13 protein-coding genes are annotated in these 17984 nt (G+C 50.5%); 9 read left to right on the top strand and 4 right to left on the bottom strand.

Features of this window, described 5'->3' with window-relative positions; all coding sequences use genetic code 11:
• Nucleotides 1–47: 47 nt before the first annotated feature.
• The 4 genes from DPQ25_RS07445 to asnA all read right to left on the bottom strand — a co-directional run bounded on the left by DPQ25_RS07445 (nt 48) and on the right by asnA (nt 5854).
• The gene (locus DPQ25_RS07445) at nt 48–1088 is read right to left on the bottom strand and encodes a phosphotransferase (RefSeq protein WP_112332538.1); all 1041 of its coding nucleotides are present in this window, start codon (nt 1086–1088) and stop codon (nt 48–50) included.
• Between the two features lie 64 nt (nt 1089–1152).
• Nucleotides 1153–2325, bottom strand: a complete 1173-nt coding sequence (locus DPQ25_RS07440; RefSeq protein WP_112332537.1) for a class I SAM-dependent methyltransferase — start codon at nt 2323–2325, stop codon at nt 1153–1155.
• 346 nt (nt 2326–2671) lie between these two features.
• The gene (locus DPQ25_RS07435; RefSeq protein ID WP_112332536.1) at nt 2672–4795 is read right to left on the bottom strand and encodes a glutamine synthetase III family protein; all 2124 of its coding nucleotides are present in this window, start codon (nt 4793–4795) and stop codon (nt 2672–2674) included.
• 48 nt (nt 4796–4843) lie between these two features.
• Nucleotides 4844–5854, bottom strand: coding sequence for an aspartate--ammonia ligase (gene asnA, locus DPQ25_RS07430; RefSeq protein WP_112332535.1), 1011 nt, complete (start codon nt 5852–5854; stop codon nt 4844–4846).
• Between the two features lie 450 nt (nt 5855–6304).
• On the opposite strand from asnA, the gene DPQ25_RS07425 reads away from it, so the two are divergent.
• The 9 genes from DPQ25_RS07425 to purF all read left to right on the top strand — a co-directional run bounded on the left by DPQ25_RS07425 (nt 6305) and on the right by purF (nt 17961).
• On the top strand, nt 6305–7462 hold the full coding sequence (locus DPQ25_RS07425; RefSeq protein WP_112332534.1) for a class II glutamine amidotransferase: 1158 nt from the start codon (nt 6305–6307) through the stop codon (nt 7460–7462).
• A complete protein-coding gene (locus tag DPQ25_RS07420; protein ID WP_112332533.1) occupies nt 7459–8964 on the top strand; it encodes a glutamate synthase-related protein in 1506 nt (501 codons plus the stop codon). The genes DPQ25_RS07425 and DPQ25_RS07420 overlap by 4 nt, the downstream gene beginning before the upstream one ends.
• A gap of 14 nt (nt 8965–8978) precedes the next feature.
• Complete coding sequence (locus tag DPQ25_RS07415; RefSeq protein WP_112332532.1) at nt 8979–9704, top strand: GltB/FmdC/FwdC-like GXGXG domain-containing protein; 726 nt, start codon at nt 8979–8981, stop codon at nt 9702–9704.
• 20 nt (nt 9705–9724) lie between these two features.
• Complete coding sequence (locus DPQ25_RS07410; protein WP_112332531.1) at nt 9725–11032, top strand: glutamine synthetase family protein; 1308 nt, start codon at nt 9725–9727, stop codon at nt 11030–11032.
• A 45-nt stretch (nt 11033–11077) separates the two neighbouring features.
• Complete coding sequence (locus tag DPQ25_RS07405; protein WP_112332530.1) at nt 11078–11644, top strand: ANTAR domain-containing response regulator; 567 nt, start codon at nt 11078–11080, stop codon at nt 11642–11644.
• A gap of 48 nt (nt 11645–11692) precedes the next feature.
• Nucleotides 11693–13327: a CTP synthase gene (locus tag DPQ25_RS07400; RefSeq protein WP_112332529.1), complete on the top strand. Its 1635-nt coding sequence runs from the start codon at nt 11693–11695 to the stop codon at nt 13325–13327.
• 18 nt (nt 13328–13345) lie between these two features.
• Entirely contained in the window at nt 13346–14527 is a 1182-nt protein-coding gene (locus DPQ25_RS07395) for an LL-diaminopimelate aminotransferase (protein WP_112332528.1), read from the top strand.
• Nucleotides 14528–14769: 242 nt separating this feature from the next.
• Nucleotides 14770–16497: an ammonium transporter gene (locus tag DPQ25_RS07390; protein ID WP_112332527.1), complete on the top strand. Its 1728-nt coding sequence runs from the start codon at nt 14770–14772 to the stop codon at nt 16495–16497.
• 90 nt (nt 16498–16587) lie between these two features.
• Nucleotides 16588–17961 carry an amidophosphoribosyltransferase gene (gene purF / locus DPQ25_RS07385; RefSeq protein WP_112332526.1) on the top strand — a complete coding sequence of 458 codons (1374 nt, stop codon included), beginning with the start codon at nt 16588–16590 and terminating at the stop codon, nt 17959–17961.
• Nucleotides 17962–17984: the final 23 nt, after the last annotated feature.

The raw sequence follows: 17984 nt of genomic DNA, 5'->3' as shown, positions 1-17984 counted from the left end.
TAAGCGGGCCTTTATCTATATTTATGAGCGCTTTTTCCAACTGTGGGTTAAATGATTTTTTTCAGTCTGGAAGAAAGGAAATCCGCGTGTTTGAATAACCATTTGCACATGGCTGTTCTCCAAGCTGCAAATGCTAAAGCATTTTGATCCTTTCGGTCAATTGGAGTACCATTCTTTCTTTTTTCTATATAAGACTTGTAACCAAAAGAACTCCTAATAAGCGTAAACAAGTAAAAGTATGGCATCAATTCTAAATCTGTTTTTTCAATTTTTTTGATTTGCAAATATTCTTTAACGTAATGAACAAAATTGTCAGTATCAATAATCGCTTCTTTACATTCCGGGCTTGAAAGAGTATATGAGCGGATGATTTCCCAGCAAATGGGTAGTTTCGCGCAAGAGGAAAAATCAACCACTGCTTTGACTTTGTCACTCGAAAAAATCAGTTGCAAAGCATTGTAATCACCATGCGAGTTTTCAATAGTCAAGGAAGAAAAATCGTATATTGTGGGGTCAAATGCACGGATTAAATTGGACTTTGTCTCAAAATCAATTGAAATTTTTCTATAATTTTCATCGGACGATTCTAGTAGCGCAAGTAAATGATGGTACTTTTCTATAGCACTATCTTTTGACCATTGTAAAAACCACGCTTGCTCAAATCCGGTGGGGAGTTGAAGTGGGAACTCCGCTAGTGCAATATGAATATTTGCCAGAACTCTTATGGAATCGAGTAATAATGGGCGGGGAACCTCAAACTTTTGAAAAGTAAAGCCGTCGATATAGTTTTGCAGAGTACACCAATGATGACAAAAACGTTCAATAAATGTTCCCGCATTGGTTTTTAGAAAAGTAGAAACTGAAAACCCTTTTTTAGATAAAAAATCACAGATATAAATTTCATTACGCAATGTATCCTCGTTAAACTCATCCTGGTACACCTTGAAAAAGAATCGGCCTGATTCATTTTCGATGATAAAGCACCTTGCAGAACCCTCAATGAGCGCAGCCATTTTCTTGGGATGGATCCCCCATGTGCTTTTTATAAATTCAATTAGATGATGGGGCTTTAACGCTGCAATGTCCAAGACTTGCTCCTTTCTCAGCAATGATTAGAATACCTATTGTGTTGACACAATTCATGTGCTGAATTTATTTTTCTGCTGGCGGGACAATCCGCCCATTTTTTCTCAGTAGCTCCAGAAGGCAGGGCGTCAGGTGAAATTCCTTGGTCAGGCGCCAAACTTCGTTAAGCGCTTTGTTCCGTGCGGCGCGGGGGATGTTGGATTTGTTCGCACGAATCAGGATGTTTTTCGGCGTATGGGCAAAGTCAATAAACTCGAGCAATTGTGTTTTGTAACCACAGGCTTGGAGCAGGTTGGCACGGATGGCGTCTGTCATGGCGGCGGCAACCCGCTCCTGAATAATGCCATAGCGGGTAAGGATGGAAAAGTCCTCGCTTTGGATTTGATGGTTGAGCTCATGCTGACAGCAGGGAACGGAGAAAATCATGGCGGCATCCCATAGGACAGCATTCATCAGCGCGTAATCCGTGGCCGTGTCACAGGCGTGCAGCGTAACCACCATATCAACCGGGGCTTTGCACTGAAAGTCCGCAATGCTGCCCACGGAAAAATGAAGTTGGTCATAGCGGTATTTCCGGGCGGCCTGATTGCATTTTTCAATCACATCTGCTTTTAAATCCAGCCCGGTGATTTGCACATTGATATGCTTGATTTCATGAAGATAATAGTAAAGCAGGAAGGTCAGGTAGGATTTACCGCAGCCGAAATCAATGACATGAAGCTGTTCAAAATGCCGTTCTTTGATGGAGTCGTCGATGATCTCAATAAAGCGGTTGATCTGCCGGTACTTGTCGTACATGGATTGTACGACCTTTCCTTCTTCAGTGAAAATACCCATATCAATTAGCGGGGGAATGATTTGCCCTTCTTGAAAAATATAATGTTTTTTTCGGTTATGGGCGGGGTCGGGCAGGGCGGTGGTACATGCGTTACCGTGTTTTGTAAATAACACCTTCTGCTTTTTGGTGATGCGTAGGCTGTATTCCATACAGGAGGTAAAAGCGTTCAACTGGGAGAATTCGTCCTGTAGGTACCCTTCAAGGTAGCCGGCCAGCCCGTTTATTTCTACCTTTTCGTGAAAAACCTGCTGCTGTGTATATTTTGCTGCCTGGTAGCCGTTCATTTTATCCAGAAGCTCAATTTTTCGGAAATGTGCCGGCTTGTTTCTGGGATTGCTAAGAATGATTTTTGCCGGCTTTTCTATAAGGATGCTGTTTAAATATTGCTTTAATTCTTCCATTAGCCACAGTCTCTTTTCTTTTATTGCTGTTGATGAAGGCGCTTAATACCTTTTATAAATTGTCATTGCCTCAGCACAAAGACAACCGGCGCTTATAAAGGCTTTCCAGCAAAAAAACTATATCATAATATTCTGTTTTTTTCAATCATGCGGGAGAGCTTTGGGCGCTTTAAAACTGGAATTTGCCTCTATATTCTGGGGTGCAGAGGGGCTTCTGTCCGGTATGGAATCCACCTGCTTTTAGGCAATTAAGCTTGCGGAAAAACGGAAGGAATTTTTATTTACAGAAAATAACGGTAAAGCCGCCGGCCGGGATGTTCATCCTGGCCGGCGGCTAAAAGGAATTTTATAAGCTGTAAAGCAGGTCGGTATAGTTTGGGAAGGGCCAATACTCCTTGGCTGTTATGGTTTCAGCATGGTCCGCATAGCTTCGAACCGCCGCCATACCGGACAGAACCGTATCCTTATAGAACATTGCCCGGGCGGTAATGTCGGATTCGTTTTCCGCACGTTCAAGGTCGGTCTCCATTTTACGAACGCTGTCGAGCAGTCCGGTGGCATCGGTGGACAACTCCTTTACAATTTCTACCTCATAGGCGCAGGCATTGTCACAGGTAAGCTGTTTCTTTTCCAGCGCCGATTTTGTCAGCAAGCTGGAATATTTAGCAATGGCGGGCAAAATTTGCTTGCGTGCCATATCGACCATTGTCAGCGCCTCGATATGCAGCTTTTTACAGTAAACCTCCATCAGAATCTCATAACGGGAATGAAGCTCTGTAGTGGTGAAAATTTTATGCTTGGTGAACAATTCCAGATTTTTAGGGGCAATGAAGGAGGGCAGCGCGTCTGCCGTAGTTTTGAGGTTCAGCAGCCCGCGCCTTTCGGCCTCTTGGACCCATTCCTCGGAATAGTTGTTGCCGTTGAAAATAATCCGCTTATGTTCCGAGATGGTCTTGCGGATCAGCTCCTGAAGCTCGGTGTTGAAATCCGCTGCTTTTTCCAGGACATCGGCAAACTGGGAGAGCTCCTCCGCCACGATGGTATTGAGGATGATGTTGGGCCCGGCAATAGAGAGGTCGGAACCCAGCATGCGGAATTCAAACTTGTTGCCGGTAAAGGCAAAGGGAGACGTGCGGTTGCGGTCTGTGGTATCCTTAGGAAAACGCGGCAGAATATGCACACCGACCTTCAGCTCCTCCGCATCCCTTTTGCTGTAGGGAGAACCGCTCTCAATCGCATCCAAAATTTCGGTGAGGTCGTCGCCCAGAAAGATGGAAACAATGGCAGGAGGGGCCTCGTTAGCGCCAAGCCGGTGATCGTTTCCTGCGCTGGCTACGGAGACGCGCAGCAGGTCCTGGTACTCGTCCACCGCTTTGATGACGGCGGTGAGAAAGAGTAAAAACTGTGCGTTTTCGCGCGGGGAATCCCCCGGTTCCAGCAGGTTAACGCCGGTATTGGTAGAAATGGACCAGTTGTTATGTTTACCGCTGCCGTTGATGCCCTCAAAGGGCTTCTCGTGAAGCAGGCAGGCCAGACCGTGCCGGCGGGCAACCTTTTTCATGATTTCCATGGTCAGCTGATTGTGGTCGGTAGCTAGGTTGGTATTGTTGAAAATAGGAGCGAGCTCATGCTGAGCGGGGGCCACCTCGTTGTGCTCGGTCTTGGCGAAAATGCCCAGTTTCCACAGCTCCTGGTCTAGGTCTGCCATATAGTCCATGACACGCGGTTTGATAACGCCGAAATAATGATCCTCCAGCTCCTGGCCCTTGGGAGGCTTCGCGCCGAATAGAGTGCGTCCACATAGAATAAGATCTTCGCGTTGCCGGTAGAGCTTGTCGTCAACTAGAAAATACTCCTGCTCAGGGCCCACGGTGGTATTTACCCGGGTGGTGCCGGTGTTGCCGAAAAGTCTGAGAATCCGCAGTGCCTGCTTGTTAATGACCTCCATCGAACGCAGCAGGGGGGTCTTTTTGTCAAGCGCCTCCCCGCTGTAGGAGCAGAAGACCGTTGGAATGCAGAGGGTGTGGTCTTTGATAAACGCATAGGCAGAGGGGTCCCAGGCGGTGTAGCCTCTGGCCTCAAAGGTAGCGCGCAATCCGCCCGATGGGAAGCTGGAGGCATCCGGCTCGCCCTTTACCAGCTCCTTGCCGCTGAATTCCATGATAACAGCGGTGTCTCCCTCGGGCGAGATGAAGCTGTCGTGCTTTTCGGCCGTAATACCGGTCATGGGTTGGAACCAATGGGTAAAATGGGTAGCGCCCTTTTCGACAGCCCAGTCCTTCATGGCGTTGGCAACTACATTGGCAATGGTGCGGTCCAGGCTTTTTCCAAGCTCCATGGTTTTTTTCAGGGCTTTATAGGTGTCCTTCGGCAAGCGCTCCCTCATCACATGGTCATTAAATACCATGCTGCCAAATACCTCCGGAATGGATTGTGCAGAAACGACGTTTCGGTTCAATGGGTCATTCATAATCTTCACACCTCTCACAGTTTGATTGTATTCAATGATATTAGCTGATTAAAGAAGCTGGACACCGGCCTTTTTGCAGGCCGCCTTGGTCTGTTCATCCCAGAGAGAGGCCTGGACCTCGCCGATGTGGGCCTTGGCTAATAGGAGCATGCTCAAACGGGATTGGCCTATGCCGCCGCCGATGGTCAAAGGCAGTGTGCCGTCCAGCACCTGTTGATGGAAGGGGAACTCCCGCCGGTAATCGCAGCCAGCCTTTTTTAACTGCTCATCCATTGCCGCAGCATCAACGCGAATACCCATGCTGGAGACTTCAAAAGCACAGCCCAGCACTTCGTTCCAAAATACAAGGTCTCCGTTGAGCTTCCAGTCGTCATAATCCGGCGCTCGCCCGTCGTGCCTGCTGCCGGATTTTAGCTTATCGCCGATTTGCATAATAAAAGCGGTAGGATGTTCTTTTACATAGAGGCTCTCGCGCTCTTTTGGCGGCTGCGTGGGGTAAAGCTCCTCCAGCTCCTGCGTGGTAACATAGCTGACCGCCCGGGAAGGCAGCGAAGCCGGGATCATCGGGTAAAGCTGATGAAGCTTTTCCGCAGTGTCACAGATGCAATCCACAATTTTTTGTACCGTTTCCTTTAGAAAAGAGACTTCACGGCGGCCTTCTGGAATAATGGCTTCCCAGTCCCACTGGTCTACATAGATGGAATGCAGGTTATCCAGCTCTTCGTCGCGGCGGATGGCGTTCATATCTGTCCAGAGGCCATAGCCAGGTTTAAAATGATAAGCATATAGAGCGTAGCGTTTCCATTTTGCCAGGGAATGTACAACCTGGGCCTCTTTCCCGGTCTCCTTAATATCAAAGGAAACCGGGCGCTCAACATTGTTCAGGTCATCGTTCAGGCCCGTGGAGGCCTCCAGAAACAGCGGCGCGGAAACACGCGTCAACTGCAAAGCTTGCTCTAAATTTGCGGTAAAAGTATTTTTGATAAACTGGATTGCCTTTTCTGTTTCCAAAACCGACAGAACAGCATGATAGGATTGAGGAATAACTGTTTTACTCATAAATACGCACCCTTTCCTTGATGATTGCGATCCGAGTATGTGCACCGTACCGTTACCGCAATGATTATTACCAAAACAAAAAACAGCAAAGGCAACGCGAATACATGCGCAGCGCCTTTGCTGTTTCTATCTTCTATTATACGGAAGAATTATCGTTTGTCAAGTAGATTTGCAATTTTTTTTATAAATCCGTCGTTTGCGTGCGGAAAATCGCTGCCCATACAGCATGTAGCGCGCAGGGGGAATGGGTGTAGAGGTATGGGGATAATATAGATTTTACGGAGGAAATCTATTATATGGACGGTACGGGGGAGGATAGGGGTTTACTTGAAAACGTAGAACATAAAATATTATTATGCAGGATGTTGACTTATATCTTGCATTGTGCTATACTACAAAAAGAACAAAGGTGTTCATAATACAGGCAGCGTTCAGTGTTGGGATCAAAGGATGAGGCGCTTGTATTATGGGCACCTTTTCTATTTTATAAGGAAGTGGTCGTTTGTGTTGAAAGAAGGACAAGTGAGAATCCCATCGGGGTGCGCAATCTCCGGCATTTTTTCCAAAAAGGGAAATTTGATTTGCGGAGATCAGATTGTGAAATCCATTTCCGTTATGCATGACAGAAGCAACGGCCTGGGCGGCGGGTTTGCCGGCTATGGTATTTACCCGGAATATAAAGATTATTATGCGTTCCACGTCTTTTATGACGACACGGAGGCGAAGCAGGCGTGCGAAAAGTTTTTGGAACGCCATTTTGATATTATCAACCTGTCCAAAATACCAACGAAAAAAATACCGGCCATTACGGACGAACCGCTGATCTGGCGTTATTTTGTAACGCCGCTGCCGCACAAGCTTTCAGACAGCCAGCTGGACGAGCGGGAGTTTGTTGCCCGCTGTGTCATTCGGGTCAATACGCAGATAACCGGCGCCTATATTTTTTCCAGCGGCAAAAATATGGGCGTGTTTAAGGCGGTGGGCTACCCGGAGGATGTTGGTAGCTTCTACCGGCTGGATGAATATGCCGGTTACAGCTGGACGGCACATGGACGGTACCCTACCAACACACCGGGCTGGTGGGGCGGCGCGCACCCATTTGCTATGCTGGACTATTCCATTGTTCACAACGGTGAAATTTCGTCCTACGATGCCAACCGCCGCTGGGTAGAGATGTTTGGCTACCGTTGTACGCTGCTGACGGATACAGAAGTCATCACTTATATTTTTGATTACCTTATCCGCAAGCAGGGGCTGACGCTGGAAGAGGCGGCCCATGTAGTTGCAGCGCCGTTCTGGAGCACAATTGAACGGAAGCCGCCGCAGGAGCGAGAGCAGCTTACCTACTTGCGCAAGGTTTTTTCCAGCCTGCTGGTGACGGGCCCGTTTTCCATCATTTTGGGCTTTGAGGGCGGATTGATGGCGCTGAACGACCGGCTGAAGCTGCGCTCTATGGTGGTGGCAGAGAAGGAAGACCGCTTTTTCATAGCGAGTGAGGAAAGCGCAATCCGCATCATCCAGCCGGAGCTGGACCGCATCTGGGCTCCGCGCGGCGGCGAGCCGGTTATTGTTCAGCTGGAGCACGGACAAGGAGGGGAGCAGGCATGAAAGTCAATAATGTTTATGCAGAGTTTGAGGTAGTACGGGATTTCAGCCGCTGCATCAATTGCCGCCTTTGCGAAAAGCAGTGCGCCAACGGGGTGCACTGCTATTCGGCAGAAAAAAAGACGATGCTGGCCGACGACAGCAAATGCGTCAACTGCCACCGCTGTGTGGCGGTTTGTCCGGCAAGAGCGCTGAAAATTGTTAAGTCTGAGTTGACGTTCCGCGGCAACGCTAATTGGCCGGACGAGGTGATCAAGCAGGTTTACCGGCAGTCGGAGACGGGCGGCGTGTTGTTGTCTTCCATGGGAAACCCCAAAGAAGGGCCGATATATTGGGATAAAATGTTGGTGAATGCTTCACAGGTGACGAACCCATCCATCGATCCTTTGCGTGAACCGATGGAAACCCGCACCTATCTGGGAAAAAAGCCGCAGAGAATGGAGCGCAATCCAGATGGCAGCCTGCGGCTGGAGCACACGCCCGGCCTGGAACTGAGCACACCGATTTTGTTTTCTGCCATGAGCTACGGCTCTATCAGCTATAATGCACACGCGGCGCTGGCAAGGGCTGCAAAGGAGCTGGGAATATGCTATAATACGGGAGAAGGGGGGCTGCATGAGGATTTCTACCAATATGGCAGCAATACCATTGTTCAAGTAGCATCGGGACGTTTTGGTGTTCATAAGGATTATTTGAATGCCGGCGCGGCGATTGAAATCAAAATCGGGCAGGGGGCCAAGCCGGGAATTGGCGGTCATTTACCCGGCGCCAAGATTGTGGCGGATGTCTCCAAGACACGAATGATTCCGGAAGGCGCAGATGCCATTTCACCGGCCCCGCACCATGATATTTATTCCATTGAGGATTTGCGCCAGCTGGTATTTTCACTCAAGGAGACCACGGGCTATGCCAAGCCTGTCATTGTCAAGGTGGCAGCGGTGCACAATATTGCGGCGATTGCCAGCGGGATAGCGAGAAGCGGCGCCGATATCATCGCCATTGACGGTTATCGCGGCGGCACGGGCGCAGCGCCGACCAGAATCCGCGATAATATCGGTATTCCGGTAGAATTAGCCTTGGCATCGGTGGATGAACGGCTTCGCGAGGAGGGAATCCGGGGAGAAGTGTCCATCATTGCGGGGGGCAGTATCCGATCCAGCGCGGATGTGGTCAAGGCCATTGCGCTGGGGGCGGATGCCATTTATATTGGAACAGCGGCTCTGCTGGCATTGGGATGCCATTTATGCCGCTCCTGCCATGCGGGCAAATGCAACTGGGGAATAGCGACGCAGCGCGAGGACCTGGTCAAGCGGCTGGATCCGGAGGAGGGCGCGCAGCGGCTAGTCCATCTGGTGACAGCCTGGACCCATGAGCTGAAGGAAATGATGGGCGGCATGGGGATTAATTCCATTGAGGCATTGCGGGGAAACCGCTTGATGCTGCGTGGTATTGGGCTGACGGATCGTGAGCTGAATATTCTGGGCATCAAGCATGCCGGGGAATAGGGAGGTGATTGAAAATGATGATTGATGCTAAAAATTTACACTTCAAGGCACTAAATGAGCGAATTAATGAGGCTGCCGGCGAACAGGTCGTAGTCCGCAACTGCTGTGGGCAGCGTTATATTGCCAGCGGCCTTTCCGGTAAAAGGCTGGAGCTTTACGGGACGCCGGGCAACGCCTTGGGCGCCTACCTGGACGGCAGTACAATTTTGCTGCATGGAAACGCCCAGGAGGCGGTGGGAGACACCATGAACGCGGGTGAAATTGACATCGACGGTATGGCCGGGGATGCAACCGGTTATGCTATGCGGGGCGGCAGTATTTTCATTCACGGGAATGTCGGCTACCGGGCCGGCATCCACATGAAGGAATATCAGGACAAAAAGCCGCTTTTAGTAGTAGGCGGCGCTGCGGGCAGCTTCTTGGGCGAGTACCAGGCAGGCGGTACCATCATTGTTCTGGGGCTGCATGCAGCAGAACGGGTACCGGTGGGGAATTTTTGCGGAACCGGCATGCATGGCGGCGTTATCTACCTGCGGGCGGAAAGCCTGCCGGTGGATTTTTCAGAGCGCCTGCTGAGTAAAAAAGCGGAGCAAGCGGATTTGGAAGCGATTATGCCCGCTCTGCGGCGATTCTGTAGCCTTTTTCATGAGGATCTTGAGGCAATAACCGCCAGAAACTTTTATGTCATCAGGCCGAATACGAATAATCCATATAAGCAGCTCTATGCTGCGGAGAGCTAAAATAAAGGGAGGCGCAGGCATTGGACCAAACGATTGCGGATATTTTGGAGTTTGTCGAAGAAAACGACGTAAAATTTATCCGGCTGGCCTATTGTGATCTATTTGGCATACAGAAAAATATGGCAATCATGGCCGGGCAGCTGAAAAAGGCGTTTGAGGAGGGCATTATTTTTGATGCTTCGGCAGTCAAGGGCTTTCAAACCGTTGAGCATTCCGACCTTTTTTTAGTGCCGGATGGATCCACGGTGACTATTCTGCCCTGGCGGCCCTCTCACGAGCGGGTGATGCGAATCTGCTGCAATGTGAAAAATCCGGATGGAACAGATTTTGAAGGCTACAGCCGGAATATTTTAAAAAAAGCGGTCCAGCGGAGCGTAGATATGGGCTACATCTGCAATATCGGCACAGAGTGTGAGTTTTACCTGTTTAAGACCGATGAGGCGGGAGAACCGACTACGGAACCGTTTGATCACGGCGGCTACAATGATATTGCGCCGCTCGACAAATGCGAAAATATCCGGCGGGAAATCTGCCTGGCGATAGAGGAGATGGGGCTGCTGCCGGAGAGCTCCCACCACGAACGGGGTCCGGGCCAGAACGAGGTGGATTTCCGCTACTCCGATGCGCTTTCGGCTGCTGATAATTTTATTACCTTTAAGATGGTTGTTAAATCCATTGCAGCACAGAACGGCCTGTATGCTTCTTTTCTGCCTAAGCCGCTCCATCAGGAGAGCGGCAATGGCCTGCACATTAACCTGTCGCTCTCACAGGGAGGAAAAAACCTGTTTCAGCGCGGGGACAAGCACAGTGCAAATGCAGAAAGCTTCATTGCGGGAATCCTGGCGCGTTCGACGGAGATGGCGGCTTTTTTGAATCCTTTGACAAATTCCTACAGCCGTCTTGGCTCCTTTGAAGCACCGAAATATGTCACCTGGTCCCACCAAAACCGGTCACAGCTGATCCGGATTCCAGCCTCTACCGAGGAGCGCACCCGCATGGAGATGCGAGCTGCGGACCCCGCTTGCAACCCATATCTGGCCTTTGCCCTGCTGATTCATGCAGGCCTTGACGGCATTGAGCAAAAGGCAAGGCTGTTGCCTCCCGACAACCGCAATTTGTTTGAGGTTGACGACCCGATGCTCCCGGCGCTGCCCCATAGCCTGGAGCAGGCGTTGCAGCTTGCGGAAAATAGCTCGTTTGTCCACCGGGCGCTTCCTGAGCCTATTGTGGAGAAATATATCGCGGAGAAAAAGCGGGAGTGTGCCTCCTGCCGCTCGGCTGCGGACCGGCAGGCCTTTGAGCTGGCCCGTTATTTCCATACCATTTAGTATGCCGGCGGTTTGTATGGGCAAGGATGGAGAGGACGGTGGAAGATGAACCGGGTTCTGCTGGTGGCCAGCACAAAGAAGGGACAAGAGGTTTTTTTGTCAGCTCTTTCGGATTTATCCTACCATGAAGCGCTTTGTATAAGATCTGTTCGGGAGGCTTGGCGGGTATTGCAGGAGAAAAGCTTTGCGCTTGTGGTGGTGGTTTCTCCTTTAAGTGACGGCGCAGGGTACGACTTGGCAAAAATGGCGGCAGGCACGGCGGCGGGGGTAATAATGGTGTGCAAGCCGGAGCTTTATGAGCTTAGCTTTGAGAAAATGGCGGACAGCGGCGTTTTTGTTTTTTCTACCACGATGGGACACCGTTTTTTTGCTTATGCGGTTCGTTTGATGGCCTCGGTTCACAAGCGCTTGGCCGCTGCCGCACCCCAGGCTGAAAAGCTTCAGCAGAAGATACGGGACATCCGTATGGTGGATAAGGCCAAGTGCCTGTTGATTCAATATGAGCGAATGACGGAGGAAGAGGCGCATCGCAGCATCGAAAAACAGGCGATGGACCGCCGTGTAGCCAAGCGGGATGTTGCTAAGGAGATTTTACAGCTTTACGGCGATTGAGGCCAATTGATCCGGGCTTTATTTCGAAGAGAATAAAGGAGTAGGCAAATGAACACAAAATACATTTTCGTAACGGGCGGCGTAGTTTCCGGACTTGGTAAGGGGATTACGGCAGCAAGCCTGGGGCGCCTGCTGAAAGCGCGCGGCTTTAGGGTGGCGGCACAGAAGCTGGATCCATACATCAACGTGGACCCGGGCACCATGAGCCCCTACCAGCATGGCGAGGTCTTCGTTACAGAGGACGGGGCGGAGACCGACCTGGACCTGGGCCATTATGAGCGCTTTATTGACGAAAACCTGAACCAATTCTCAAATTTGACAACCGGAAAGGTCTACTGGAACGTGCTGCAGAAGGAAAGACGAGGGGAGTACCTTGGGGAGACAGTTCAGGTGATTCCTCATATCACCAATGAAATCAAGGGCTTTATCTATTCTGTTCAGAAAAAAACAGATGCCGATGTGGTGATTACGGAAATCGGCGGCACAACGGGCGATATGGAATCGCAGCCTTTTTTGGAAGCCATCCGGCAGGTCGGACATGAGGTCGGGCGGCAGAACTGCCTATTTATCCATGTTACCCTGGTCCCTTACCTGGAATCCTCCAAGGAACATAAGTCCAAGCCGACGCAGCATTCTGTTAAAGAGCTGCAGTCCTTCGGTATTATGCCGGATATGATTATAGCCCGTTGCAACCACCCCATTGAACCGGGCGTGCTAAAGAAAATTGCCCTGTTCTGTAATGTTAAGGAGGACTGTGTCATCCAGAATTTGACCCTTCCGGTACTGTATGAGGCGCCTTTGATGCTGGAAAAAGCAGGCTTTGCAGAGATTGTGATGCGCGAGCTGTCGATGGAGCCGTCAATTCCCTGCGACCTTGCCGAGTGGAGAACGATGGTAGAGCGGATCAAGCGCTGCGACCGCACCGTCCGTATTGCGCTGGTGGGAAAATATGTTCAATTGCAGGATTCCTATCTCTCAGTCGCGGAAGCCTTGAAGCACGGGGGCTGGTGCAATGGGGTCAAGGTGGAGATTGATTGGGTAGACAGCGAGCAGCTGGCTGCGGGCAATGCAGCCGGCCGCCTCCGGGAAGCCGCCGGCATAATTGTGCCGGGTGGTTTTGGAGACCGCGGAATAGAGGGCATGATTCTGGCTGCCCGCTATGCCCGAGAGCACAAGACGCCCTATTTTGGTATTTGTCTTGGTATGCAGATTGCCGCAATAGAGTTTGCCAGGAATGTACTCCACTATTCCGATGCAAACTCAGCGGAGTTTGACCCTGAAAGCGCCCATCGAGTAATTGATCTGCTGCCTGATCAGCAGGGAAACCTGCCCAAGGGAGGAACGATGCGTTTGGGCGCATATCCCTGCAAAATTAAGGAGGGAACGGTATTGGCTCACAGCTACCAGGCCGATCGGGTACAGGAGCGCCACCGTCACCGCTACGAGTTCAACAATAGCTTTCGGCCGGCTTTTATTCAGCATGGCATGGTGTTTTGCGGCCTTTCGCCGGATGAACACTTAGTGGAGGCAATGGAACTGTCGGACGCCGCCTTTTATTTAGGCGTTCAATATCATCCTGAATTTAAAAGCCGTCCCAATAAGCCACACCCGCTTTTCAGGCGCTTTATTGCCGCTGCATCCAATTATGATGCGCAGAGCCGGGAAAAAACGGCGCAGAATTGAGAAAGGAATCCTTGTCTTATGAAGATGAATCATTATTACGCTGATTTAGAGGAATCTTATTTATTCTCTACCATCGCCAAAAAGGTGGAGGACTATCAGACCGGGCACCCGGACAGTAAAATTATTCGGATGGGGATAGGGGATGTCACACTTCCGTTGCCTGAAGTAGTGGTCAGCGCCTTTCAGGCTGCAGTTCTGGAACAGGGAACCAAGGCGGGGTTTCATGGCTATGGGCCGGAACAGGGCTATGCCTTTTTGCGTGAAGCCGTCCGAAATTATTATATGAGCTATGGCGTGGAGCTGGAGATGGAGGATATTTTTATCAGCGATGGCGCCAAGAGTGATGTGGGTAATATTTTGGATCTGTTTGACCGGGATAACCAGGTTTTGATACCGGACCCGGTTTACCCGGTATATCGCGATACCAACCTGATGGCGGGCCGTGAAATCGTCTATCTGGACGCGAATATGGAAAACGGATTTCTACCGTTACCAGACCGGAGGCAGCGGGCGGATCTGATTTATTTGTGTTCCCCCAATAACCCGACCGGGGCCGTTTATAACCGTGCGCAGCTTCAGGACTGGGTGGACTATGCTCGGGAGCAGGAGGCGGTTATCCTGTTCGATGCGGCCTATGAGGCGTTTGTCTCAGATCCGGCATTACCACGCAGCATCTATGAAATAGAGGGCGCCAGGGAATGCGCGGTTGAATTTTGCTCACTCTCAAAAACAGCCGGCTTTACAGGGACGCGTTGCGGTTATACAGTCGTTCCCCATGAGCTGAACCGGGGCGGTTTTTCACTGCGTAAGCTGTGGCTGCGCCGCCAAACCACAAAATTCAATGGTGTTTCCTATCCGGTGCAGAAGGCGGCCGCAGCCGTTTTTTCACTGGAGGGCCTCGCGGCCTGCAGAGCGCACATTGATGTCTACCGTAAAAATGCCGGTACCATCGTAGAAACATTGAACAACCTGGGAATATGGCACGTTGGAGGGGTCAATTCACCCTATATCTGGATGAAGTGCCCCCGGGGAATGGACTCTTGGGCCTTTTTTGATGATTTATTGGAGCGTGCGAATGTTGTGGGAACTCCTGGAGCCGGCTTTGGCAAAAACGGAGAGGGTTTTTTCCGCTTGACGGCGTTCAATACCAACGCCAATACGGAGGAGGCGATGCAGCGTCTATGGGAGATTTACGCCTAGTGCAGGAATAGCTGGAATGTATTTCTAAATTTTTTGTTTTGAGAAAGAATTAGTGAGAAAAGAAATAAAAAATGAATTTTTTAGAATTAAAACTTCAAAACAGCTTGACATTTATTGAAGCTGCGTATATACTTATACTATCGAAGGCAAAGGCGCCGTGGAAAACACGGCGCCTTTGCCTTTTTGGTTTTAATATACACGGCCATGTATTTTAAAAGAAAAAATCAACCGGAGGGATATTTATGGAACAGCTTTTTTCGTCTGTTGATACCATCTGGGTGCTGCTGGGGGCAGCGCTGGTATTTTTCATGCAAGCAGGCTTTGCAATGGTGGAAACTGGTTTTACACGTGCTAAAAATGCTGGCAATATCATTATGAAAAACCTGATGGATTTTGCTATCGGTACGCCGATCTTCTGGATATTGGGCTTTGGACTGATGTTTGGCGGAACAGGTGCATTGATTGGCGGTTTTGATTTTTTGATCAAGGGGGATTATTCCTTCCTGGGGCTGAGTATTCCGTTGCCGGCCTTTATCATTTTTCAGACTGTATTTTGCGCGACGGCGGCGACCATCGTTTCAGGCGCGATGGCGGAGCGTACAAAGTTTGCTTCCTACTGTGTTTACAGTGCCGTGATCAGTGCCGTGATTTATCCGATCTCCGGTCATTGGATCTGGGGCGGCGGCTGGCTTGCACAGCTTGGCTTCCATGATTTCGCCGGATCCACAGCGGTGCATCTGGTGGGCGGTGTTGCGGCTCTGGTAGGCGCTAAAATCCTTGGGCCCCGCATTGGCAAGTACGACAAGAACGGCAAACCGCGGGCTATTCTCGGGCACAGCCTGACGCTTGGCGCCTTAGGGGTGTTTATCCTGTGGTTTTGCTGGTTCGGGTTTAACGGCGGTTCCACCCTGTCAATGACAGGGGATGAGTCGCTGACCTCGGCGGGCAGCATTTTTTTGACGACCAATCTCTCGGCTGCGGTTGCAACGGTTTCGACCATGATCATCACTTGGATTCGCTATAAAAAGCCCGATATTTCCATGACGTTGAATGGATCTCTAGCCGGACTAGTGGCGGTTACCGCCGGCTGCGACAAAGTAACGCCGGTTGGTGCATTCTTCATCGGTCTGATTGCCTCCTTTGTCGTGGTATTTGGAATTGAATTTGTCGATAAGGTTTTAAAAATTGACGATCCGGTCGGCGCAATCGGCGTGCATGGTTTCTGCGGTGCGGCTGGTACGCTGCTCACAGGCCTGTTTGCAGCCGATAAAGGCTTATTTTATACTGGGGACTTTAGCTTCTTTGGGGTTCAGGTGCTGGGGGTCGTCTCTGTTGCCGTTTGGGTGGCGGTGACTATGACCATTGTTTTTATGGTTATTAAGAAAACGATCGGCCTGCGAGCAAGTGAGGAGGAGGAAATCAGAGGGCTGGATGTAACAGAACATGGCATCAGCAGCTCCTATGCCGATTTTATGCCAACAACCGCCGCTATGCCGGGGGTGCTCTCAGGCAGGGCGGAATCCTCTTTAGAGATTCCTGCTGAGGAAGACGCCATACCGGCGGTACAGCTTCCCAGTGGCATGACGGTTGCGAAGGTAGGCGATAGAACTGCAAAGATGACCAAAATTGCGATGGTGTTCAGCCAGGAGCGTTTGGAAGCGCTGAAGAATGCAATGAACAGCATCGGGGTAACGGGTATGACGGTAACCCAGGTGCTGGGGTATGGTACGCAGAAGGGGCACGAGGCCTATTACCGCGGAGTTAAGCTGGAGGATGTCAAGCTTCTGCCGAAGGTTAAGGTAGAAATTGTCGTCAGCAAGGTTCCTGTGCAGACGGTAATTGATACGGCTCGAAAAGCCCTGTATACCGGAAACGTAGGAGATGGTAAGCTCTTTGTCTACGATGTAGAGGACACTGTACGCGTACGGACAGGCGAGCATGGTTACGATGCTCTTCAGGGTGATGACTAATCAAAACGGTTGGAAAGAGTCTTGGCGGTGTTTTTAGTCCGCCAAGATTTTTCCGCGCAGAATAGCGGCCATGTTAGGAGGCTATTTTTAGTGGATGAAATAAAGGAAGAGTGCGGTGTGTTCGGCATTTACCACAACCCGGAGGCGGCCTCCCTGGCCTATTTCGGCCTGCATGCGTTGCAGCACCGGGGCCAGGAAGGCGCTGGAATAGCGACAGCAGACGGTAAAGACATCTATTGCTTCAAGGGCAGAGGACTTTTAGCGTCAGTCTTTGAGCAGGGAGGGCTTGCTGGACTGAAAGGCGGCAACAGCGTGGGCCATGTCCGCTATGGGACGGAGGGCGGCAATGAAATTGAAAATGTTCAGCCCATGGTGGCTAGGGCACAAATCGGCAGCATTGCCGTGGTGCACAATGGACAGATCGCAAATGCCGGCGAACTACGCTGTGAGCTGGAAAATAACGGAAGCATCTTTCGAGGGACCAGCGACAGCGAAATTATCTTGCACATGATTCAGCGCAGAAAGGGGCCGTTGTTGCGTAAAATTCAAGAGGCTTGTAAAAAGCTTGATGGCGCGTTTTCTTTTTTAATTTTAACTGAGAAAAATTTATACGCAATAAGAGATAAAAATGGGTTGCGCCCCCTTTCAATTGCCCGCTTGAACGAGGGCTATTGCTTAAGCAGTGAAAGCTGTGCCTTTGAAGCGATCGGCGCGAAGTTCCTGCGTGATGTCCGGCCCGGAGAAGTCATCAAGCTCTCGGAAAAAGGCATGGAAAGCTCCTTCTATACGGAGGAAACACAGCATAGAATCTGTGCCATGGAATATATTTATTTTTCCAGGCCGGACAGTAATGTCGAGGGGCTCAATGTCCATACGGTGCGTAAAAAATGCGGTAAAATCATGGCGATGAAGGATAGAGACGGGCTGGCAGCGGACATTGTGGTAGGGGTACCGGATTCCTCCCTTTCCGCAGCGATGGGTTACAGCGAGGCGAGCGGCCTGCCCTGTGAAATGGGCCTGATTAAAAACCGTTATGTGGGAAGGACCTTCATTAAACCGACACAAAGGCTGCGCGATATGGGGGTTAAGATGAAGCTTTCTGTCAACGTCTCTGTTGTTGCGGGTAAACGGGTGGTGCTCATTGATGATTCTCTGGTGCGTGGGACAACGTCACGCTATATTGTACAGCTGCTCAAGGAGGCCAGTGCGAAGGAAGTGCACCTGCGAATTGCCTCCCCTGCGATTATCTACCCTTGCTTCTACGGGGTGGACACCTCGACCCAGCAGGAATTGATATCCTACCGTCTTTCCAGTGCAGCCCTGCGGGAATATGTCGGCGCGGATTCTCTGCGGTTTCTCTCTTTGGAGGACCTGCAGCGCGCATGCGGAGGCAACTGCTGCTTTGCCTGCTTTAACGGCGAGTATGTGACGCCGCTCTATTGCCATGGCGAAAAAAGTAAATAGCCAGGCGCCATTTATAACAGAGC

Origin of the sequence: Hydrogeniiclostridium mannosilyticum, from assembly GCF_003268275.1 — a bacterium.
GTDB lineage: Bacteria > Bacillota > Clostridia > Oscillospirales > Acutalibacteraceae > Hydrogeniiclostridium > Hydrogeniiclostridium mannosilyticum.
The sequence above is the reverse complement of the archived record's forward strand: the minus strand, read 5'-3'. Positions and strand labels throughout refer to the sequence as shown.